Source organism: Mesorhizobium sp. 128a (assembly GCF_053848025.1).
Genome location: NZ_JBSPKY010000020.1, coordinates 33719 through 54130, shown reverse-complemented (window position 1 = coordinate 54130; position 20412 = coordinate 33719). Strand labels below are relative to the sequence as shown.

Genomic DNA, 20412 nt, shown 5'->3' with positions numbered 1-20412 from the left:
CTGGGGTCATTCCGATCCTGATTCCGGGCTCAGGATCCGAAACATGCATTCCGCCCGCTCCCAGTCCTCGGGTGTGTCGATGTCTTGCACACGATGACGTGGCAACAACACTGGGACGCTACCTTGCCCGAACACAGGCTTGTTGTTGAGCCAAGCCTCGGAGCGGCCCCAATAGAACTGACCCGCATCGTGCCAGGCCTCCTCAAGGTCTTGTGAGCGGCTTCCAAGATGCTCCGGCTCGAACATCGCCACGCGCTGGCCTGCCGTGATCCGCAACGCCCTTTGAATGGGAAAGGCGTAACTCGTCACCGAGAACGCGAAGTCGGCTTCCGTCGACCGAAGCATGTCCAAACCTTGTCGCAGATCGCTCGCCCTCACAAATGGCGCGGTGGCGTAGAGGCAACAGACCTCTTTGGCAGCAGCCCCCTCCGTCGCGAACCATCGGATGGCATGCGCCACGACGGGAACGGTTCCAGTGTGATCGTCAGAAAGTTCGCCCGGGCGCAGGAAAGGCGCTTCGGCGCCGTATTCTTTAGCCACTTTAGCGATCTCAGCATCGTCCGTGCTGACGATGATACGGTCGAAACAGGCGCTGCGTAAGGCCGCGCGAATCGACCACGCGATTATCGGCAGCCCCCCAAAGGTGCGGATGTTCTTCCGCGGGATACGCTTCGAACCGCCCCGCGCCGGAATCACGGCGAGTCTCATAGCCCCATGGCCTCGCGTAGCACCTTAACCACGACCCCCTGGTCCGCGCCGGTCAACGCTGGGTGCATGGGGATACTGATAGCCTCGCGGTAATAGCGCTCAGCCTCTGGGTAGTCGCCGTTCCGGAAGCCCATCACCTGGTAATAGGGTTGGGTATGCACCGGGATGTAATGCAGATTGACCATGATATCCTTGGCGCGCAGTGCCTCGAAAACCTCTAGATGCGACGCACCTATGTTCTCCAGCTGCAGGCGGATCACGTACAAATGATACGCGGAATAGCTGTCAGGGTGCTGCCATGGCAGCGTCAGCGGCAGATCGGCCAGGAGCGTGTTGTAACGGTCGGCGATCTCATGTCGCCGCTTCACATACTGGGTCAGGCGAGCAACTTGACTCACGCCTAACGCAGCTTGCATGTCCGTCATGCGGTAGTTGTAGCCAAGAGCCACCTGTTGATAATACCAGGGGCCGTCCATTGGCTGCGTCATGAGCGAAGGCTCTCGTGTGATGCCGTGGCTTCGCAACAGCCCCAAACGCGTTGCCAGCTCATCGTCGTTAGTTAACGCCATGCCTCCTTCAGCGGTTGTGATGATCTTTACCGGATGAAAACTGAACACCGTAATGTCGCTGTATCGCCCATTTCCGACCGGCTCCCCCTTGTAGCGAGCGCCGATAGCGTGCGAGGCATCTTCGATGATCTTGAAGCCGTATTTTTTACCCAGGTCGTGAATGGCTTCCATATCGCATGGCTGCCCAGTGTGGTGCACTGGCACCACGATCTTGGGCAGCCGCCCGGCTTTTTCGGCTTCGATAAGCTTTTCCTGCAGAGCCCTTGGACAAAGATTATAAGTACGCGGGTCAACATCCACGAAGCTCACTTGGGCTCCGCAATAGAGCGCACAATTAGCCGAGGCCACAAACGTGTTCGGCGTGGTCCAAAGGAAGTCGCCGGGCCCCAAGTCCAGCGCCAAACACGCAATGTGAAGTGCCGAGGTGGCGCTGTTGACGGCCACCGCATGACTGGCACCCGTATGCGCCAACACACTCTGCTCAAACTTCGGGATGTTGGGACCTTGAGTGAGATTGACGGACTTCAGAACACCCACAACTGCATCGATGTCAGCCTGCGTTATATCTTGTTGACCATAGCGGATCATAGGTGAGGACCGTATTTGAGCATAGCTAAACCGTTGATTTTAGCGTGATCTGTTTCTTGTCGAGCTGCCTGTAGGCGATCGCTTTCCAAGCGAGGATCAGTGTGAACGAGATCGTCATTCCAATGGGAACGGCCAGTTCGGCGTGGGTTTTGCCGAGCCACCAAGTGGATCCGATAAATACCGGCAATGCGGCGATGTGACTGTAGATGATGGGCCTGTCGCACCCTCGGGCATAGAGAGCATAGTGAGGCACCATACCCACAGCGTTGACGATCGCTGCAACTGCAACCCATGGATACAAATCAAGCGCGTCCAGATAGACTGTCTTGCCTACCCAACCGAGCAGGTAAGGCAACGCCACCCAACTGACACAGCCAAAGGCAATAGAAACAGCTAACGTCTGGATAAACATCTGCCGAACCGTCGTGCGGGCAAGCTCGTACTCGCGCTTGTGGCTATGGCTGATCAATGCTGGGTAGCTGAACGAAAACACCCCCGCATCTAGAAAGACCATCAGCGTTCCTGCGACGCCAAGGAACAACACATAAGCACCCACCGCTTCTATTCCGCCAAGATCCTCCATCCAATATCGATCGGCGGTCTGGATGCCACGCAAGGCGAGAGTTGAAACCAGGAACGCCGCGCTGACCGAGATCCCTTTTCGAACCCAGCGCCAATCAACTGGCTTTGACCAGCCGCCTATCGGAAGTTGCTTGACTCTCCAAACACCCAATGCTGCCGTAGCTAAGCCCGCGCACGCCCAAAGGGCCATGATCACGTCCAGATTCCGGCTTCCTGGAAATCCGATCATCAGGACCACCGCCGCGATTGCCCAACTGCCCTGCCGCACGAATAGGGTTACGCTCGCGGCGACCTGGTCCGACAACACGATGAGAAGACGCGAGACCTCTTGGTTGAAATGCTCCAGTGCAAGAATTGGAACGAACCACCATAGCAGTGAGGCTGACCAGCCCTCGCTCTTCAAGATCAAGACAACCGGAGGCAGGACAAACACGTAAAGAAGGCCGCACAACGCCAATTGGCCTTTCAGCATAGCCCCTCGCTGATCGTCAGAGACTTGCAGGATCTCGCGCGAAGCGAAGATATAGAAGTCAAGGCCAACCAAATAGAGACCGTAGATGACCGTGGCAGTGAAAAGGCCGTAATATCCGACCGATTTCGGATCGACATACCTGGCCAGGAAAAATACGAACAGAAATCGTGTTAATAGAGTGCCGAACCGAAGACCAATATTCAGCAGGCGGACCGCCCCGGCAACAAAACGCTCATTTCCCTGCGGAATGGATGCGGCCGCCATCCTCAATGCCCAGCCTCGGCGTGAGCTTGTAATCTCGCTCATTTAACGCGCGCCGAAGCCAGTGAGGACAGTTCTAACCGTACGGAACACAATTAGCAGGTCCAACCACGGCGAAAAGTTCTTGATATAGTAAAAATCGTAGTGAAGTTTCTCTAATACCTCCCCTACTGCCGCAACATGCCCTTGGTTAACCTGCGCCCACCCCGTGATGCCCGGCCGTACAATGTGCCGATACCTATAGAACGGCAATTCGGCCTCGTACCAGCGGGAGAGAACGAGGGCCTCGGGTCGAGGTCCTATCCAGCTCATTTCTCCGCGCAGGATATTGATGATCTGAGGCAGTTCGTCGATCCTAGACTTCCTCAAAAACCTACCCAATCCAGTGATGCGCGCGTCACCAGCCTTTGTAATTGCCTGTTCCTTTTCGTCAGCAACGTGAGAACTAGTTCTCATCGTTCTAAATTTGTAGACCTGATACACCTTTCCTCGATAACCCATCCGTTGCTGCCTAAACAGCGCAGGCCCTGTTGAGTCAAATCTAATTAGCGCAGCGACAAAGAGCAGCGCTGGCGCCAGGAGAACCAATATTGCTAGCGCCGCAATCCAATCGAGTGCTTGCTTGACTTTCAAATAGGCTTGATTGGGATTGATCGAGCCGAGGGTGTTCTCGGAAAGATGCTCGATCTCGACGCGGCCTGTGAGCGACTCGCTGATCTGTTTTGTGTGATAGACCGGCGTACCAGAAAGCGCGCGATCGGCGATATATCGTTCCCATTCGTTTGAAAGATCGGCCCGAAGGTCTGCTACCACACCACTCGCATGTTCTATGATTTCGTTTGACGACCGAATCCAATGCCAACACACGCCCGGTATGTTTTCGAGGCGATCGACATTGCCGCCAGGGATAACAGCCAACTGGTATGGATCCAGTCGCCGGGTCGCAACGCTTAACGCAAAGTACCAAGACGTCGACTGCACAAAGCTGGCGGCCACCTGAAACCGGCTATAGTCGATGCGCAGAAAGAAAATGGTCAGGAACACGAGGCCGTAAGCTAACGCAAAGGTAGGCAAAATGTATCCTGCTGCAGCTACCCCCGGGAAGGTCCCAATCCTGCGGTAGAGCAAATATCCGGTTACGTGCGCAATGATCACCGCGACAATCGTGATTTGCATGTTGGAGGAGTAGATCACTCCGGGATCAACTGAGCTGCGGATAAGTGCCGGAATCAGAACTGCAAATGCCAGACCGCCTGCAAGCTGAAATCGCATTTGCAAAAGGAGATGCCTTTGATTTGGCAAGTTGATGACGCGAACATTCATGTTCATGGTTGCTATCCGGCTATTTTGGCGTGTCTGCTGTCACGCGGCAATAACGACACCGTTGAGGTTGCCAGGTTGTTGGGGACAGAGCCGCTGACGAGCACTCGCCGATCTTTAGGTCGGCAAGTCTTTGGACAATCGTGTCGTCTGGACAGAATAAAACAGATTGTGGCGGTCGTCGGCGCCAACGGTGCCGCCTTTGGCCGACAGTGCCATGAGCGACACAAATGTTTTACTTAGGCGCGGAAATCGCCCCAGTGGCGCGCAAAGTCCCAGGGCAAATGCACTAGGTCACGGCTACCGCACTCCCGGGTGAAAACCGGAATTTTTCATAACGTAACGAAGTAGGCGCGCAATCAAGCAGTAACGCGCTTAGATCACGCTATTGCGACAAGACTGCTGGATTCGAGTTGAATAGGAATTTCGCCGTTCATGATCGCGACTAACACCCTAGCCCGTCCTGTAGAATCAAGTCGGTCAAGGCGACCTATCAGCTCGGCGAAAGGGCCTGATAGAATTCGAACCGAGGATCCCAGCTTGAGACTGCCACTGAAATCAAGCAGACCGTCCTTACCAGTCAATGCGATGAACCGCTCGACCAAACCGGAAGGAACTGGCGAGGGTCTATCCCCCCGCATGATCAACGAGCGAACACCGATAGTTCCGTTCACTGCGCGCCAGCGTTGCTGTGTAACGTCCAGAGCAACAAACATATACCCTGGGAAATACGCTGCTGCCCGTGTGTAAGTCCGACGGGCATGATGAACGGTTTTTACCGCGCGCGGCACGAACGACGTAAATCCCTGCCTTTGAAGATGTTGTTCTGCTATAGTTTCTCTGCCAGCAAACACGCCGGCTGCATACCAACGCACACCAACGGGTGCGGCTTTGGAGTCCTGCGACGCTCCGTCTCTTGTGACGTGGAATCCCGTATTAGTCATAGCAGCACTTTCGGGCTACCTTGCGCACCGCGCAAGCGATTCACATTGCGTTCCGATAACTTTAATTGAAATATTTTTCCATAGTGTTTCGCTTGCCGAAAGGTGTACGATACTTATTGGTGCCGCTGTGTGAATCACGTCTCACTAATATAACTCATCACGGCCTGCGTGGACTTCCACACAGCACATACGTTACTCGCGGCAGAGGCCGTGCGTTTGCAGTTTGCTTTTTGATTTCATGAGTATGTAAGGTTGTGAGGCCTGCGGGTCCGTTGTGTTCAGGTTGCGGACCCATATGATGCTTGTCTGAGAAAAGCAAGCGGGGAGTTTGACTGTCGCGATCGGTACAATCGATTAAATATCGTGCTTATTAGGCCAGACGGGAGGCGGATTGGGGCTGAATTTCATTCGGTTCAGACGCTGTTGGCTTTTCCACAAACCCTTGGCTCTGCATGTTTTATCGCCCGCAGTTGTTTGAGCTTTTTTCCGTCCGTGGCCAAATGACGCGGTCTGGTTTTGGTGTTCTTCGGTTGGACCAGACCGACGGAGCGACGCGCCAGGCTATACAGCATTGCTACGTGGCTGGAGGGCAGCACTTGTGGGCCTGTCTTTGCGCAATTTGTAACGAGTGCGTCCTCGTCACGCAGCTGTCAAAATGGTGACTTAGTGAGTTCGCTTTCTGCGAGTGTGGCATTTGGGTTCAGCTACTGTCTGTCAGTATTACTGTTGCGTTTTACGGTGATGTCGAACATCGCAGCTATTGGCTGCGGCAATATGCTTCTTTTTCGGTATATGTTAGCTGTGGCTTGCTTTCGATGTTGTTGTAACGTAGTTCGGCGTGCTGTATTGACGAGGGGAGAACTGTCGACATGTGTGGTATCGTTGGAATTGTTGGGCAATCGCAGGTCGCGCCGCTCATTGTCGATGCCCTGAAGCGGCTGGAATACCGCGGCTACGACTCTGCCGGCGTCGCCACCCTCGAGGAGGGCGAACTCGGCCGTCGCCGCGCCGAAGGCAAGTTGATCAACCTGGAACGCCGACTGCAGGAAGAGCCGCTCGAGGGCACAATCGGCATCGGCCACACCCGCTGGGCGACCCATGGCGTGCCGAACGAGACCAACGCGCATCCCCATTTTTCCGAGGGCGTCGCCATCGTCCACAACGGCATCATCGAGAATTTCGCCGAGCTGCGCGACGAACTCACCCGCGACGGCTATGGCTTTTCCTCGCAGACCGACACCGAGGTCGTCGCGCATCTGGTGGCGCGCGAGCTCGCCAGGGGGCTGAAGCCGGTCGAAGCCGCGCATCAAGCGCTGAAGCGGCTACACGGCGCCTTCGCGCTGGCGATCATGTTCAAGGGCGACGAGGACCTGATCGTCGGCGCCCGCAACGGTCCGCCTCTGGCCGTCGGCCATGGCGAGGGTGAGATGTTCCTGGGCTCGGACGCGATCGCGCTCGCGCCCTTCACCAACTCGATCACCTATCTCGAGGACGGCGACTGGGCGGAAGTACGCCGCAACAGCGTCACCATCTACGACATCGACGGCAACAAGGTCGACCGCGAGCGGCAGCAGTCGCTTTCGACCAGTTTCATGGTCGACAAGGGCAACCGCCGGCATTTCATGGAAAAGGAAATCCATGAGCAGCCGGAGGTGATCTCGCACACGCTGGCGCATTACGTCGATTTCGTCTCCGGTATGTCGAAGCCGCTCGACCTGCCATTCGACTTCGCCAAGATCGGCCGGCTGGCGCTTTCGGCCTGCGGTACCGCCTATCTCGCCGGGCTGATCTCGAAATACTGGTTCGAGCGCTATGCGCGATTGCCCGTCGATATCGATGTCGCGTCGGAATTCCGCTACCGTGAGATGCCGCTGTCGGCCAATGACGCGGCCTTCTTCATCTCGCAGTCTGGCGAGACCGCCGACACGCTGGCTTCGCTGCGCTATTGCCGCCAAGCCGGCATGAAGATCGGCGCTGTCGTCAATGTGCGCGAATCGACCATGGCGCGCGAATCCGATGTCGTGCTGCCGACGCTTGCCGGGCCAGAGATCGGCGTCGCCTCGACCAAGGCTTTCACCTGCCAGCTGTCCGTCTTGGCGGCGCTGGCGGTGCGCGCGGGCGTGGCGCGCGGCACCATCACGCGCGATCAGGAAAAACAGCTGGTGCGCGAACTCTCCGAAGCACCCCGCTTCGCCACCCAGGTACTGGAGCTCGACGAGCAGATCGAGCGCATCTCGCGCGAGCTGTCGCGCTACAAGGACGTGCTCTATCTCGGCCGCGACACCAATTTCCCTCTCGCCATGGAAGGCGCGCTGAAGCTCAAGGAGATTTCCTACATCCACGCCGAGGGCTATGCCGGCGGCGAACTGAAGCATGGGCCGATCGCGCTGATCGACGAGAACATGCCGGTGATCGTGATCGCGCCGCATGACCGCATCTTCGAAAAGACGGTGTCGAACATGCAGGAAGTGGCGGCGCGCGGCGGCAAGATCATCCTCATCACCGACGCCAGGGGCGCCGCCCAGGCGGGCATCAAGACGATGGAGACGATCCTCCTGCCCGAGGTGCCGGAGATCATCTCGCCGATCATCTACGCGCTGCCGATCCAGATGCTCGCCTATTTTACCGCTGCGGCCATGGGCACCGATGTTGACCAGCCGCGCAATCTGGCAAAATCGGTGACGGTGGAGTAGGGAGTTGAGGGCAAGCACATGTATTTTCCGCGATTTTTGGTATTCTCCACATGCGCGCTGATGCTTCTTCTGGCTTTGGCCTTCATTGCGACCTGGTCGGTCTTGTATTCGGTAATTTTGGCCACCCTTGCGGCTCTCGCGTTGCAGGTCGGATACTTTGCGGCTGTTGTATACCTTGTCATTCGCGGCGATCCGGTTAAGCGAGAACAATCATCTGTAAATGACGAACGCGCGTTAACGTTTCGGCGCAGGCGGAATCGGAGCTCCGTTAAATGCGCAAGGATGTGACGCCCGCGGTCGTATATGATGACGTCAATGTTCGTCAGGTCGCGGATACCAATCGAAGCCAGGCCGGCATCCAGATCGGCGCGGTCGTCAATATGCGTGATCGACCATGGCGCGGATCCGATGTCGTGCTGTCGACTCTCGACCAAGCCCTTTACGTGTCAGCTGCCGGTGCCGGCTTCGCTCGCGTGCGAGACGGTTCCCACTTTTGCAGAAAAAGAACGCAACTTGGCGTTCTAAGATCTCTGCGCAATGAGCGAGGTTTAAATTGACTTCCTCCAAGAGGAAAAGAAAGCACCTAAGCTTCGCCATACTGAAGGCGGATGGAAAATGGCTTTGCGTATCAGAATGCCGGGCGGCACGCTCAAGGTGAAGACCTATCGCGAATTGCGAGACAGCGAACGGGATCGACGCGTGCCAGTATGGAAGTTGGGGGCGTTCTACGTGATCTGGTCGTCAGGCAAGCACGTGACCCGCAACAACAATCATTCAAATCCTTAATACGCACTGGCTGAGCTCGGCCGAAAGTTCCGAACATGCCTTGCGAATGGACCTGCCTGAGCATCAGCCACGTGGCATTGCCGGCATTGCCCCATGCCAATTAGCGCTGCTCGGGACGTTCAGTCGTCCCTCTCCACGCCGTGCGGAAGGTCATAGGCTTCAGGTATCAGGAGAGATATGCCGTCCCGCCCGATCGGGAGCGACCCACTTTCACCGCTCGTGCTTGTATCACTTGTTCCCGCCCCTTTGAACGCGCCGAAATAAATAAACCCCGCCACGGCTGCAAAATATCCCACTTGGAGAACGATGGCGATGAGCACCGTCCAACCTGTCGTTCGCCAGATTGAACCGGTTGCATGGTAAACCCAGCCTGCGACGACCAGCATAGTGGTCGTCGCGCCGACAAGAAATCTTGGAAAATACATGCCCCCAACCCGCGATTCCGGTAGGTTCTGCGCCCAGCAGTCTATCCGCACTTAGATATCCATGTTTCGCGCGCACTTGCAAGAAAGATTGAGGGCTTATCCGACTTTCGCCAAAGAAGTTTGGCTTGGCCTGAACTTTGTCAATGCTGCATACCCCACAGCTCCAAGCGTTCTTTCGAAGAGCCTGGTTCCGGTATTCAACAGGAGTCTCGTCTTTCCGTGACCGGGCGGCGGGGATTGGCCGGCGCGTCCTGACCTACCTGTTTATAAAGGCCGTTCAATATGGGACTTGCAACTGCGGTTACATGAAAGTTACATGACAGGAACCGACGAGACTGAAGACCATGCCATCCATTTGAAAAACTTGGTGCACCCGGCACGATTCGAACGCACGACCCCTTCCTTCGGAGTGCCTCCAGGCTAATATTACCACAATATTGAAATATGTAATCATTTGTTATTTCGTCATTTTATGGACTTCGTTATCAATCATTACTTCACTTTCCATGCAACATTTGCTATAAATCGGTTACATGGAAGTTACATGAAATGCCCCAGATATTTTTGACAGACGATGTTGTTTTCGAAGCGAATTGCCCTCCTGACAAGGATCAGGAACTTTATTGGGATTATGCGGTCGCCGCCAACGGGCAAATCCGCAATGGCTCTGTTGTCGGGCTTGGCCTCCGGGTCACCGCGCTTGGGCAAAAGTCCTTCGTCCATGCCTATCGATTCAACGGCAGGCGCTGCCGAAAGGTCTTGGGGTCAGCAACCACGGTCAGCGTCGGCTCTGCGCGCCTGGCAGTGATACAGCGCGAACGGCAGCTCAAGGACGGGACAGACCCCGACCTTGACCGGGTTGATACTCGCCGCAAGCATTTCCTCACCGTCCGCGAGGCTATTGATCAATATTGGGAAAGCCATGTCAGCGGCCTTTCCGAGGGCTATCGGTATAACTTTGCGATTTTCGTGGCTCACTGGCTCCGGCCGGCGCCGAAGGTGGCCAGCCGCCGCGGATATAACAGCAAGCGGCTGTACAAGGATTTCGGCACGATGTTCGCCGATCGGCCGCTTAACGCCATCAAGCCAGTACATATCGAGGAGTTCCAGAGGCAGTTCAACTCCCCGTACGTGTTCAACAGCGCTCTTCGCCACGTTCTGGCTCTCTACAATTGGGCAATCCGCATGCAGTTGGTGGACATGCGCAACCCGTGCACGCCAATACGTGCGCGCAAGCAGATCCGACGTCGCCGCAATTATTCCACCGAACAGATACGGCAGATTGCGGCGCATATCTTCTATCCGGTGTACGAGGCGGTGCCGGAAATCAACCATCTGGAAGGGCCTGCCAAGCGTAACATGGCTCTGGTCAGGGGCCAGATGGCGACCGCTAACGACCAGATGCAGGAGCTCTGCAACTACATGGGGATCCTGTTCCTGACGATGGCCCGTCCCAGCGACCTCAACAAGGCCGAGTTCAGCCACTTCGACCTCGATCAGCTCGTCTGGCACAAGCACAACACCAAAGGCATCCAGTTGTCGCGCTCGCTCTATGAATATGCCTATCGCTCGGTGCCCATCCATTCCCGGGTTGCTGCCATGGTTCGGGTGCAACGTGCCCGCTGGCCCGAAAGTACGCTGCTGTTCCCGTCCCATACCGATCATACTCGGCCCCGCGACAACTTCCGCAAGGGGCTGGACCGGTTCAAGGCCCTCCCCGGCGTGCCGGCGTATTTCCAGCTGTATGACCTCAAGCGGATTGCGATTTCGCTGATGCTGACGGGTCAGGGCGTATCGCACGAGGCGATCTCCCACTATGTGGACCACAAGGGCAATCTCGAAACCACAATGATCTACGACCTCGGCCTCGTGGATCCGCTGCGCCCGGTCACCGAACGGCTTGGCGTCCTGCTCGGCATCTAACGCTTGACGTCATTTTTTGGTTATGAGGCAATGGCCTTGCGGCGACCTTCAACCGCGACAATCCAACAATGAAAGCCTTTGCCCATGGAAGCCATGCAGGCGCTTGTGCTGACCAGCGCCCAGTTGCGCGAGATGCTGACGCAAGCCGCCCGGGAAGGCGCGAATTTAGCCGTCGCGTCCATGCGTGCGGAACTCCATCAGACACCCGACGACGCCACTCTACAAAAACTCCGCGCCTACCTGACGGACCCGGCCTCCATTGCTAACCCACAAGACCATTGGGCGCATAGTGGCCTCATCTGCCAGATTGAACCGACGCGGCGCGGCAAGCCGAAATCCACATCGTGGTTTATGAAGTTCTGCCGAGAAACTGGCCTGAATGAGTGCTGTACCCGTCAAAGTCCCGCCTATGGCCGACGGCGGGAATGGACATTTGCGGACATCAAGCTGGCATGGGATGCTTACTACCGCAAACGATAAGGGGGGACGGAAGTGGCAATCGAAGAACGCAAGTATCCGGGCGAGTTGGCATCCCCGCAACAGATTCACGAGTTGGCAGAAGAATACCGCAAGGCGGCACACCAGCTGCTTCCCCTCGGCCGTCCCGGCAAACCGCTCACCCGCGCGCCGTTCAGATTGTCGGCAATCCATGCCATCGAACTTTACCTGACCGCATTGTTGCTCCACCGCGGGCACAATCCCAATCAGATCCGCAAAATGCACCATGACTTGTCGGCACGGACGGAGCACACCATGGCAGCAGGGCTGCGCCTTCGTGCGAAAACCGCCAAGCATCTCCAGTCCCTCAGTCAGAATCGGGAATACCTCGTCACCCGCTACGGGCCAGAAATGTCCGCTACGGCCTCGCAGATCAACCGCCTTACCGCCACCCTGGAAGAGGTGGCGGTAAAGGTCACGGTGTTGATCGGGGTGCCCCACAGATTGCAGCCGGTAAACCCAGCTGCCGCCCCTGAGGTTCAAGGTCGAAATTCGGCGGCCTCCTCGTCTGCGGCGCCCGCCAGTTGAGCCACATGAGGCATCAGAAATACGTCGACGAGGTACGCAGCGTAGTCCAGTGAGATCGGCAGCATGGATGCGGTGATTTCATTGTCGATATAGCTCTCGGCATCCCAATAGCTTCGAGTAAGTTCCTCATTGGCCGGCTCTATCCGCTCGATAATCCTTTTGAAAGCTGCGTTGGCGGCCTCAATAACCTGCGACTGGCAGGGAGGCAATAACTGCATGGGTGTCCATGACAATTTTGTTTACTTATGAAATGGCGGTCTCTTGCCTCAGCGCTGTCGGTCGCCATGCCGACGCTGGTTCTTGTATCGGTGGCTAGTCAAGGCGCCAGGCGCCACCTTATGCTCACACATGCGCTTACACACGATACTCGCTAATCGGGCAGATTGCCGGTGCGGCGCTCAATCACCCGATTTCAAATGTCTGGGCTGGCTATTGGCAGCGCTCGGCAGCCAAGTAGGAGAACTTAGATGACGTGCAGCACGCAAGAATTGACGATGCATGTAGTGGCAGAGCGCGGCATGAACACGGCTTACAAACGCCTTGTAAAGACGATTGGCAAACGTGTCGGCTCATGCCTTCGCCATCATCGCGCTAGGGGCCTGCTGGTTTCCAGCGAAGGGCTCGGCAAGCATATCTTCTGGCAGGTTTAGAGCTAGCCTTTTCGGTGGGCGCTCTTTCGCTGCGGTCTATCCTCTTGGGGGATCAACAGCGGATCGTCCAATGCCATTGTCTTTTGTGCATCCTGCGCTCTGCCACCCGATATCGGATACTTGAACGAGGGTTGCTCGCGGATTTGTTCTGGCGTCACAAGCGGCGGCACGCGACGAGCCGACAGGCGACGAGCGGCGGCGGCGGCTGAGATGATATCATGCACCGGCGGCAAATCTGGTTTATGGCCGGCAAACAATTGTTCAATCGTGCGAATTTGGACGCGGGGTCTAAGCTTGTTGAAGGCTTCGACAGACCCTGCTTCCCTTGCAGCTTTCATCATTGCCGAAGTGGGCTCATTCAGCGTGACAAAGACGCCCATCTCTGCATCCTGACTATGCATGGTACCGATAAGATCGCGGATGTGGTCCGCATGAATGTTCTTCCCGCCCTTCACTGAGACAATCGCCGGAAGAATCGTTTTGCTGTCATGCTGATAGTAGATGAGGCCATCAACGCCCTTATCAGCGCCCTTTTTCCCGCCTTCTCGCGGTTGGCCATCAACCATTGTTAAGGCCCATAGCTGGAAATCGTGGGGATCTTCATCGAAGAGGCGATGGGCGGCATCAATATCCCTCGGAATGCCCTCGACTTCATAGTGGATTTTGTTCCAGACCTTCATCTTGCGGAGCCGGCGCTCCACAACGTCGATTGCCAGCACGGTTACATCAATCCCTATCCATTTTCGACCAAGCCTTTGGGCGGCCTCAATTGCCGTCCCGCAGCCGCAGAATGGGTCGAGCACTACGTCACCAGGATTGGTGCTCAGCCTGATTATGCGCTCCAGAAGCGGCAGGGGCTTTTGAGTTGGATATCCGAGTCTTTCCGCTGCTTGGGAGTTTATGGGAGGAATGTCAGTCCAAACGTCGTCCAGTGGCATTCCGCGCTGCTTGTCCAGATAGCGCTTGAAGCTAGGCACCCGACCGGCCGCATTTTGGATGATAAGACCGGCATCGTAGGCCGCTTGCATTCTCTCGCGCGTCCATCGCCAAACGCGCGTCACTCCAAGAAACTCATAGGTCAGGTTGGGCCGATTTGAGTTCGGGTTGATAAGATTGTCCAAGCGGTAGTGGCGCCCTTGTTCATCGACATACCGGTACTTTGTTTTGATCGTCTCGGGCAGATTATCAGGGTTATAGGGCGCGAAACCCTCATCCGCGTTCCATGCGCTGTCGCCGCCCGAATAGAGCAAGATCGAATCATGATTTGTTGGCAACCGGCGGGTCATCAAGGACTTGCCGGTGGACCTCCGCCATATGATTTCGTTTTGGAATCCGCCCTCGCTGAAAATCTGATCAAGGATGATTTTGAGATAGTGGCTAGCGCTAGAGTCGCAGTGCAGGAAAAGACTGCCGGTTGGCTTTAAGACGCGCTTCATTGCCAACAGCCTGGCGGTCATCATGGTGAGATACGCCATGAGATCGCTTTTCTGCATGAAATTATTCAGAGCCGTGAGAATGCCATATGCCGGAGATTGGCTATCTCGAACCAAGGCGAATGCATAATCAGCCGCCGGCCCCCACTGCCAAGAGTCTTCAAAGGCTTGGTATTGAGCGCCGCCGTTTTTTCCGCTTGGGGACTTGTAGAGAATGTTATAGGTCGCTTGCGAGTTGAACGGCGGATCAAGATAAATTAGATCGACGCTTTCCCGTTCAAGCTTTGGAAGCCAGTCAAGATTGTCGCCAAAAAACAGCTTATTCATCGCCGTTGCCCTTGCCACGTCGTTTAAATATGGGTGAAGATGGTTAAAGAAGGTTGCTGTTCGCCAATTAACGAGTTGTTTACTTTGAACATTTGGCGGAATGCTGAATACGCGATGGCAGCCATTGTCAAAATGGATACCCGCTTTACACCGCTGGGCGAACGTAGGAACATTGTCCTAGGTGGGGCGATTCTCTTAGGAGATCGCAATGGTTAGGTCGAAACCTTCAAAGCAACTATCGCAGGCTGAAATCGAGCGCTTTCTGGTGGCAGCGGAAGCGCTGCACCTAAGCATCATCAAGCCGTTCATCTCACCACATTGCGACCATTACCGGCAGACGCGCGTCTTGCATGAGGTACTGTTGAAAGCCGTGCGGGACGTGACCGGGCAGGAAGTTCCGTTCATCCGATGGAACACCACAGGGCCGGTGAGCCCGCCCTATCTGGACTCCAAGTCTTAGGAGTAGCATTCTCCCTTGGGGAGAGGGTTATGGGCCTTCAAGGGCAGAAGCCTATAAGGCGGCGTAGGCGTTCGCTGTTAGAGCAGCGGGCGCTAATTCCTGTCTTGCTTTGCGGCGTTGCCGGGGCAAGCTACCTCATACCGCAAACCGAACAGCATCCTCTACCTACAGTCCATCGTCAGGGCAGCGCCTCTACCGCGCCAGATGGATGCAACATCAAGGGCAACGTTAGCATGGAGACCGGTGAGCGGATTTATCACATGCCAGGCCAGCGATATTACAATCAGACGGTCGTCAACCCGGCCAAAGGCGAGCGCTGGTTTTGTTCTGAATGGCAAGCGTGGATGGCCGGCTGGCGAAAGTCTAAGGTCTGAAATGGAGGGGTGCTGAGGTGACTACTTTTCTGGTTTCGAAAGACGCGAAGGTTGAAAAAAAGACAAGCGGGACGCGTAAGTCGCTGGTTTTGACGAGCGTTACCCAACCATCGCTGGTCATCGTCATAGAGTCATGGGCCCACCATGGAGGCCATGCAGAATTTGACCGGCTAGTCGCCAAAGGGTTCCACATTACCCTGCATGAAAATGGCGAGAGCCAGCCATTTTCGGGCTAGGTGTAACAGCTACCTAATGCCGGAAAAGCCTTGGACTGGGAGTTGCGGACGTCGCCTCACGTAAGCGTCATAGAAGACGGCTAATACGGTCCGCAGGGGGACACTTTCTTGGTAGACTATGACAAGCCGCATCTCGACGTCTATCGCCTGCAGCGCATGATAGACGGGAACGCCATAACAATTGCGACTTTCTATTCGGGAAAGGAGGCGCTGACCATCATCCCCAGCTTGAATGATGGCTACCGCTTGATGCTTGGCGACCGGCAGGTATGGCCCAAGGAGCCCTCGTCCACCCGTCAACTATGCTGAAGCAACCTAGCAGCCACCGGAACGAACGATCCTCCGGCCGGCGTCTCCCCGGGACCTCTCTGTCCCGGCTTCCAAGCGGGCATTCTTTTTCTAGGTTTCGACGGTTTCCAGCTTGGACTGGATAGCGCCGATGGCGTTCACGATGGCCTCGGCGGCTTGTCGGTCCAGCGCTATATCCAACAAGCCTTCCGTTGTCACGATCGAGAGGATGCCTATAGCGCCCTTTTCATCGGTGACCGTGCCGACGTGAATTTCGGTCGGCACGAACGGTCGTGCCTTTGCCGTACGCTTCATCGCTCACCCCGTTGGACTGGGGCATTCACAATTGCGCAATCCGGCCAGACGTTCAAGCGGGCGCAGGTTGTACTGACCCATCCAGCGGGTCTGCGCGCCGTTTCCACACGGTTGCCCGGAAGGTGGCGAAACAACGCGTTGCAAGTCATTCTACCGGATTCCGGGTGCCCTTCCATCGGAGCATCGTCACCGCAATCGTGAGATCGTACTGTTGCTGACGTTGTAGCGATGCGCGACCTCCCCCATGGTCTCCCCGGCCGCGAGCTGGGCCATAGCCTCCCGACGCTGCTGCTCTGAGAGCTTCGGCTTGCGCCCGAACTTCACGCCCTTGGCCATGGCCCGCGCTCGCCCAACCGAGGTATTTTCCAGGATCCTGCGCCGTTGCCATTTGGCGGCCCATCCGACGAGGAACAGGATAAGGTCCGACATCTCAGAAGCAGTGTCGATATAGGGCTCGTCCAAGAGGCGCAACCCCGCACCTGCTGCCGATACCGTCCTAAGTATATTCAGCATATCAAACGGATCACGCGCCATGCGGTCGCTGACGACGGCATGCACCACATCCCCAGGCTTCAGTGAACGTAAGAGCCGACGCAGTTGGGGGCGGTCGACATTCTTGCCGCTGCGCTTCTCAAAGAAAATCCTCTCGCAACCAGCCGCCTTCAGCCGCTCAATTTGTGCGGCCAAGTCCTGCGCTTCGGTAGATACCCGCGCATAGCCGTATTTCATCCAAGAGAGCCTCCACTGTTTCTGTCAAAATTCACGAGATTTGCAACATCCCTGCCCTGATATTTTTGCCCATATTCTCGAAGCTGGTCACGACTGTTTGCCTAAATTTTGCGCATAAAAGCCAACGCCGCGTTAGTTAGCGCAGCCTTATGTTCGGGCTCAAAAATCGTGATTTCTGAATAGGGGTGAGGATTCTGGCGCCTGGCTCAAAGCTGCGCCGGAAAACGCAACGCCACCTGCAACCCCTGAGGATCACGATGACAATGAGGACGCCCCTGAAGCTGGGAGCATGCCTGCTTGCGCTCGCCACCATATCGGTGGGATCGGCAACGGCACAAGAGACAACCCTCGACTACGCCAAGCTGACGTCTTACCTGTCCGGGAAATATGGAGATAAGTGTAAGGACAAGTCGACGAACGGCAAAAAGGCGTTCAGCTGCCGCCTAGCCGGGAATGAGTATCGCCTTGTCCCGTTCGTTGAAGTGAATGCTTATGACGATAATGCCTCCGTCGCCTACAGCCTGTCGGTCCGCGTAGGAGACCCGTCCTACATCGAGAACTTTGACAAAGCCTATCAGGACACGCTGGGTGCGATCAGCGACTCTGGCAATGACATGAAGTCGGTGGCGCCGAACATCTATGCAGCCATGCGCCTGTGCTTCGAAAAGAGCGAGCTTGGCAAGAACGACCGCGCCAACTGCCGCTATCTCCCGGAAACCGGGACAAATACCCGGATGGCCTTTTTCGGGGACGCCAGCGACTATTTCCAGCTTACGCTGCAAACGTCTAAAAAGAAGTAGGTTCCTAGCTCTCGCTCACAGAGGGGACATGACCCGCGACGAAGCCAAAGCAGCGATCATCCGGCAGGTAAACAGCCTGCCGGCACCGCCGTCGGCCGAGACGTTCAACGCAACAATGGCCGCCCTCGAAGAGGTCACCAGCGAGGAAGAGTACATGCGGAGCGCCATGACCATTCTGGCGGCGCTCCAATTTGTTGAATACGCCCAGACCGGGATCAGGCCGAAGACCGGCACCATCCAGTAGCGCAGTCCTGGGCGGGCGGGAGCGCGAGGGTGGGGTTCGGGAACCCTCGCTCCACCAACAAAAGCCCGGTGCCGTCACCGGCACCGGGCTTCAACTGAACCGGCGACGACCTATTCGGCCGCCTCAGCCACGGTCTCAGGCTCGGCCTTGGCCCTCCCGCGCAGCGCTGCCGGGAGCCAGCCCTTGCCGTCCAGTTCCTTCTCTGCCTGCAAGACGCCTTCGGGTTTCGGGGCACGCTCAACCGATTGCGCCGCATCTTCCGTGCACCCGGCCTCACGCATCACACCCGCGATATCGGCTTTCGACAGTCGCGACAGGAACGCTGCGTCCGGCACCCACCACAGGCGCATGTCCAGCCCGACCGCCGCTGCCATCACGTCTGCTTGGGCGATGCGCTGCTTGACTGTATCGTGGCGCGCGACCACGGCGTTGAGGTTGGCGGCTGTGACCACCGCCAACAGGTCAAGCAGCAAGTCCTGCGGCTGCGCCATCAGCCAAGGCCACAGGTCAGCGGGGTCGCCCGGCACGCGGTGCGCCCACCCTTCCATGATTTCATTCCAACCCGTCAATGCCCGGCAGGCATCCGGCTCCTTGATGGACGGAACCAGATTGCGGCGCTGGCCGGTGACCTCCACGGCAGGTTCGATACGGCCATGGTGGTAATCGTAGAACGCACGGCTCACTAGCGCATGCAGGATGGCGACCAGGGCCACTTCGGGACGGCCCGCCAGTTCCACGCGCAAGGCTGCGGTACGGATGGCTGTGAGTTCCTCGGTGAGGGTTGTCGACATGCCGCTGGCTTCGACCTCGGTGTCTTTTCCTTGCACCGCATCGTCACCCTTGTCGTCTTCATCGCCTTCGTCGCCGCACTGCAAGGCGGCAAGCGCCTTGCGGTCGTCGGCCTTCACCAGACCTGCTGTGATGTCCAGCGTGCCGTTGTAGGAAATGCCCACTACACAGCCCGCCAGCGCCATCTGCGCGGGGTCGAAGCTTTCCGCAGCACGCTGGATGGCCTCGATGCGGCTTTCCAGCGCATGCAGCCTCACTTCCTCGGCCTCGATTTGCGGGGCGCCCTCGGCGTATCCGTCAATCGTTTCCGCCAGTTCGTCGTACTGGACACCCAGCGCCGCCACTTCCGCCTGCTCGGCCTCGGTCAGGTCACGCCGCACCACGTGGATGCGCCCGAACCCGCTGGTGTGAAGGACACTCGTGTCGAGAGCGATTTCAACCCAGTTCCACCCCAGCGGACGCAACTCATCCGCCACCGCCTCAAGCCGCTCACTGGCAAGCTTCACCAGCAGGGGCCGGTCGGTCAGGAAGGTCAATTCGTCTTCCGCAAACAGGTCGCGCAACACCCCGCCCCCGGCACCCTCGTAAGCTTCGATGCCGACAAAACGCGCCAGCCGGTCATTACCCCGCACATGAGCGCTGGTCAGGAATGAGCGCAGGCTGCCGGGATTGCGGCTCCAGCCATCCTGCTCGAACCAAGCTGCTTCCTGCGTCGCGTGGTCGTCGCTCAACGCAAGGGCCTTGGTCTGCTCAAGGGTCACTTCACCTGCCCGCATGGCATCGAGGATGCGGGGCGACAGGCTGGCCAGCTTGAGACGCTGGCGCACCGTCACAATGGACTTGCCGAAACGGGAGGCGATGTCTTCCGCCGCCATGCCCTGTTCGACAAGGTCGCGATACGCAACGACCTCGTCCACCGGGTGCATCGCCTCCCGCTGGTCGTTCTCGGCCAGAGAAATCTCGGTGTCGCTGCCGTCCTCGCGCAAGACGGCCCTGACCGGATAGTCCTTGGTCACTGCCACGCCCTGCACGGTACGGCCTTCGTCCAACAGCAACCGCAGCGCCCCCAGACGCCGCCCTCCGGCCACGACCTCAAACTTGGCTCCCTTCGGGGCCTTGCGGGTCACAAGGTTGTGGATGAGGCCGTGCGCCTCGATGCTGGATGCCAGTTCGGCCCTGCCTGACTCGGAATTGACGCGGCGGACGTTGGCCTTGCTCGGCACCAGCTTGCCGAGCGGAATAGTGATTTCAGCGGTATTCATGAACTTGCTCCTTTATTTGGTTTCAGGCGTCCCTGCCCCTGCGGGTCAGGCCACCTGACCCCTGCCACGCGGCGAGCAGCGGGGAGAGAGGGGGCAAGTCCCGGGGGCGGAGGGGTCTCCCCGGTCTGCACGGAGCGTAGCGGAGGAAGATGGGGGAAACCGCCCGCGGCGGCTTGCTGGGAGAGAGGGCCGCGCGCCTCTCTCCCGC

General features: G+C 57.3%; 24 protein-coding genes. 13 read left to right on the top strand and 11 right to left on the bottom strand.

All coding sequences use genetic code 11. The features are described 5' to 3' along the window. Nucleotides 1-6: 6 nt before the first annotated feature. The 5 genes from pseF to nusG form a co-directional block, all read right to left on the bottom strand. Nucleotides 7-708: a pseudaminic acid cytidylyltransferase gene (gene pseF / locus ACWTU9_RS26930; protein WP_455860977.1), complete on the bottom strand. Its 702-nt coding sequence runs from the start codon at nucleotides 706-708 to the stop codon at nucleotides 7-9. Next, the gene (gene pseC, locus ACWTU9_RS26925; protein ID WP_455860976.1) at nucleotides 705-1865 is read right to left on the bottom strand and encodes a UDP-4-amino-4,6-dideoxy-N-acetyl-beta-L-altrosamine transaminase; all 1161 of its coding nucleotides are present in this window, start codon (nucleotides 1863-1865) and stop codon (nucleotides 705-707) included. Before pseC ends, pseF begins: the two co-directional genes overlap by 4 nt. 25 nt (nucleotides 1866-1890) lie before the next feature. Continuing rightward, a complete protein-coding gene (locus ACWTU9_RS26920; protein WP_455860975.1) occupies nucleotides 1891-3225 on the bottom strand; it encodes a lipopolysaccharide biosynthesis protein in 1335 nt (444 codons plus the stop codon). Then, complete coding sequence (locus tag ACWTU9_RS26915; RefSeq protein WP_455860974.1) at nucleotides 3226-4509, bottom strand: sugar transferase; 1284 nt, start codon at nucleotides 4507-4509, stop codon at nucleotides 3226-3228. It lies immediately after the preceding gene. Between the two features lie 371 nt (nucleotides 4510-4880). Next, nucleotides 4881-5444, bottom strand: a complete 564-nt coding sequence (gene nusG, locus ACWTU9_RS26910) for a transcription termination/antitermination protein NusG (protein ID WP_455860973.1) — start codon at nucleotides 5442-5444, stop codon at nucleotides 4881-4883. A gap of 869 nt (nucleotides 5445-6313) precedes the next feature. Here nusG and glmS point away from each other — a divergent pair. The 3 genes from glmS (at nucleotide 6314) to ACWTU9_RS26895 (ending at nucleotide 8923) form a co-directional block, all read left to right on the top strand. Next, nucleotides 6314-8137 (top strand): glutamine--fructose-6-phosphate transaminase (isomerizing), encoded by a 1824-nt coding sequence (gene glmS / locus ACWTU9_RS26905; RefSeq protein WP_455860972.1) that lies wholly within the window; start codon nucleotides 6314-6316, stop codon nucleotides 8135-8137. 272 nt (nucleotides 8138-8409) lie between these two features. Beyond that, nucleotides 8410-8694, top strand: a complete 285-nt coding sequence (locus ACWTU9_RS26900; protein WP_455860971.1) for a hypothetical protein — start codon at nucleotides 8410-8412, stop codon at nucleotides 8692-8694. A gap of 58 nt (nucleotides 8695-8752) precedes the next feature. Beyond that, complete coding sequence (locus ACWTU9_RS26895; RefSeq protein WP_455860970.1) at nucleotides 8753-8923, top strand: hypothetical protein; 171 nt, start codon at nucleotides 8753-8755, stop codon at nucleotides 8921-8923. A gap of 119 nt (nucleotides 8924-9042) precedes the next feature. Here the strand turns inward: ACWTU9_RS26895 and ACWTU9_RS26890 are convergent, their stop codons facing one another. Continuing rightward, a complete protein-coding gene (locus ACWTU9_RS26890) occupies nucleotides 9043-9348 on the bottom strand; it encodes a hypothetical protein (RefSeq protein ID WP_455860969.1) in 306 nt (101 codons plus the stop codon). Nucleotides 9349-9897: 549 nt separating this feature from the next. Between ACWTU9_RS26890 and ACWTU9_RS26885 the strand changes: the two genes are divergently transcribed. The 3 genes from ACWTU9_RS26885 (at nucleotide 9898) to ACWTU9_RS26875 (ending at nucleotide 12297) form a co-directional block, all read left to right on the top strand. Beyond that, nucleotides 9898-11271 (top strand): tyrosine-type recombinase/integrase, encoded by a 1374-nt coding sequence (locus tag ACWTU9_RS26885; protein ID WP_455860968.1) that lies wholly within the window; start codon nucleotides 9898-9900, stop codon nucleotides 11269-11271. 84 nt (nucleotides 11272-11355) lie between these two features. Beyond that, nucleotides 11356-11751 carry a hypothetical protein gene (locus ACWTU9_RS26880; protein ID WP_455860967.1) on the top strand — a complete coding sequence of 132 codons (396 nt, stop codon included), beginning with the start codon at nucleotides 11356-11358 and terminating at the stop codon, nucleotides 11749-11751. Nucleotides 11752-11763: 12 nt separating this feature from the next. After that, on the top strand, nucleotides 11764-12297 hold the full coding sequence (locus tag ACWTU9_RS26875) for a hypothetical protein (protein ID WP_455860966.1): 534 nt from the start codon (nucleotides 11764-11766) through the stop codon (nucleotides 12295-12297). On the opposite strand, the gene ACWTU9_RS26870 is transcribed toward ACWTU9_RS26875, so the two are convergent. Continuing rightward, nucleotides 12249-12515 (bottom strand): hypothetical protein, encoded by a 267-nt coding sequence (locus ACWTU9_RS26870; protein WP_455860965.1) that lies wholly within the window; start codon nucleotides 12513-12515, stop codon nucleotides 12249-12251. The two genes, ACWTU9_RS26875 and ACWTU9_RS26870, sit on opposite strands and share 49 nt — an antisense overlap. Nucleotides 12516-12764: 249 nt before the next feature. Here ACWTU9_RS26870 and ACWTU9_RS26865 point away from each other — a divergent pair, with 249 nt between their 5' ends. Continuing rightward, entirely contained in the window at nucleotides 12765-12947 is a 183-nt protein-coding gene (locus tag ACWTU9_RS26865; protein WP_455860964.1) for a hypothetical protein, read from the top strand. A gap of 2 nt (nucleotides 12948-12949) precedes the next feature. Here the strand turns inward: ACWTU9_RS26865 and ACWTU9_RS26860 are convergent, their stop codons facing one another. Continuing rightward, nucleotides 12950-14707: a DNA methyltransferase gene (locus ACWTU9_RS26860; protein ID WP_455860963.1), complete on the bottom strand. Its 1758-nt coding sequence runs from the start codon at nucleotides 14705-14707 to the stop codon at nucleotides 12950-12952. A gap of 208 nt (nucleotides 14708-14915) precedes the next feature. Between ACWTU9_RS26860 and ACWTU9_RS26855 the strand changes: the two genes are divergently transcribed. The 4 genes from ACWTU9_RS26855 to ACWTU9_RS26840 all read left to right on the top strand — a co-directional run bounded on the left by ACWTU9_RS26855 (nucleotide 14916) and on the right by ACWTU9_RS26840 (nucleotide 16086). Further along, a complete protein-coding gene (locus ACWTU9_RS26855) occupies nucleotides 14916-15167 on the top strand; it encodes a hypothetical protein (RefSeq protein WP_455860962.1) in 252 nt (83 codons plus the stop codon). A gap of 29 nt (nucleotides 15168-15196) precedes the next feature. Further along, nucleotides 15197-15541: a sunset domain-containing protein gene (locus ACWTU9_RS26850; RefSeq protein WP_455860961.1), complete on the top strand. Its 345-nt coding sequence runs from the start codon at nucleotides 15197-15199 to the stop codon at nucleotides 15539-15541. 17 nt (nucleotides 15542-15558) lie between these two features. Beyond that, entirely contained in the window at nucleotides 15559-15777 is a 219-nt protein-coding gene (locus ACWTU9_RS26845; protein ID WP_455860960.1) for a hypothetical protein, read from the top strand. Between the two features lie 108 nt (nucleotides 15778-15885). Further along, a complete protein-coding gene (locus ACWTU9_RS26840; protein WP_455860959.1) occupies nucleotides 15886-16086 on the top strand; it encodes a hypothetical protein in 201 nt (66 codons plus the stop codon). A gap of 90 nt (nucleotides 16087-16176) precedes the next feature. On the opposite strand, the gene ACWTU9_RS26835 is transcribed toward ACWTU9_RS26840, so the two are convergent. Both ACWTU9_RS26835 and ACWTU9_RS26830 read right to left on the bottom strand, forming a co-directional pair. After that, nucleotides 16177-16380: a hypothetical protein gene (locus ACWTU9_RS26835; RefSeq protein ID WP_455860958.1), complete on the bottom strand. Its 204-nt coding sequence runs from the start codon at nucleotides 16378-16380 to the stop codon at nucleotides 16177-16179. Between the two features lie 186 nt (nucleotides 16381-16566). Further along, nucleotides 16567-17109, bottom strand: a complete 543-nt coding sequence (locus ACWTU9_RS26830) for a recombinase family protein (RefSeq protein WP_455860957.1) — start codon at nucleotides 17107-17109, stop codon at nucleotides 16567-16569. Between the two features lie 263 nt (nucleotides 17110-17372). Between ACWTU9_RS26830 and ACWTU9_RS26825 the strand changes: the two genes are divergently transcribed. Together ACWTU9_RS26825 and ACWTU9_RS26820 are read left to right on the top strand one after the other, a co-directional pair. Further along, nucleotides 17373-17909, top strand: a complete 537-nt coding sequence (locus ACWTU9_RS26825; RefSeq protein ID WP_455860956.1) for a hypothetical protein — start codon at nucleotides 17373-17375, stop codon at nucleotides 17907-17909. 28 nt (nucleotides 17910-17937) lie between these two features. Continuing rightward, the gene (locus ACWTU9_RS26820) at nucleotides 17938-18153 is read left to right on the top strand and encodes a hypothetical protein (RefSeq protein ID WP_455860955.1); all 216 of its coding nucleotides are present in this window, start codon (nucleotides 17938-17940) and stop codon (nucleotides 18151-18153) included. A 110-nt stretch (nucleotides 18154-18263) separates the two neighbouring features. Here ACWTU9_RS26820 and ACWTU9_RS26815 read toward each other — a convergent pair whose 3' ends face one another. Next, nucleotides 18264-20204, bottom strand: coding sequence for a ParB/RepB/Spo0J family partition protein (locus tag ACWTU9_RS26815; RefSeq protein ID WP_455860954.1), 1941 nt, complete (start codon nucleotides 20202-20204; stop codon nucleotides 18264-18266). Between the last annotated feature and the right edge of the window lie 208 nt (nucleotides 20205-20412).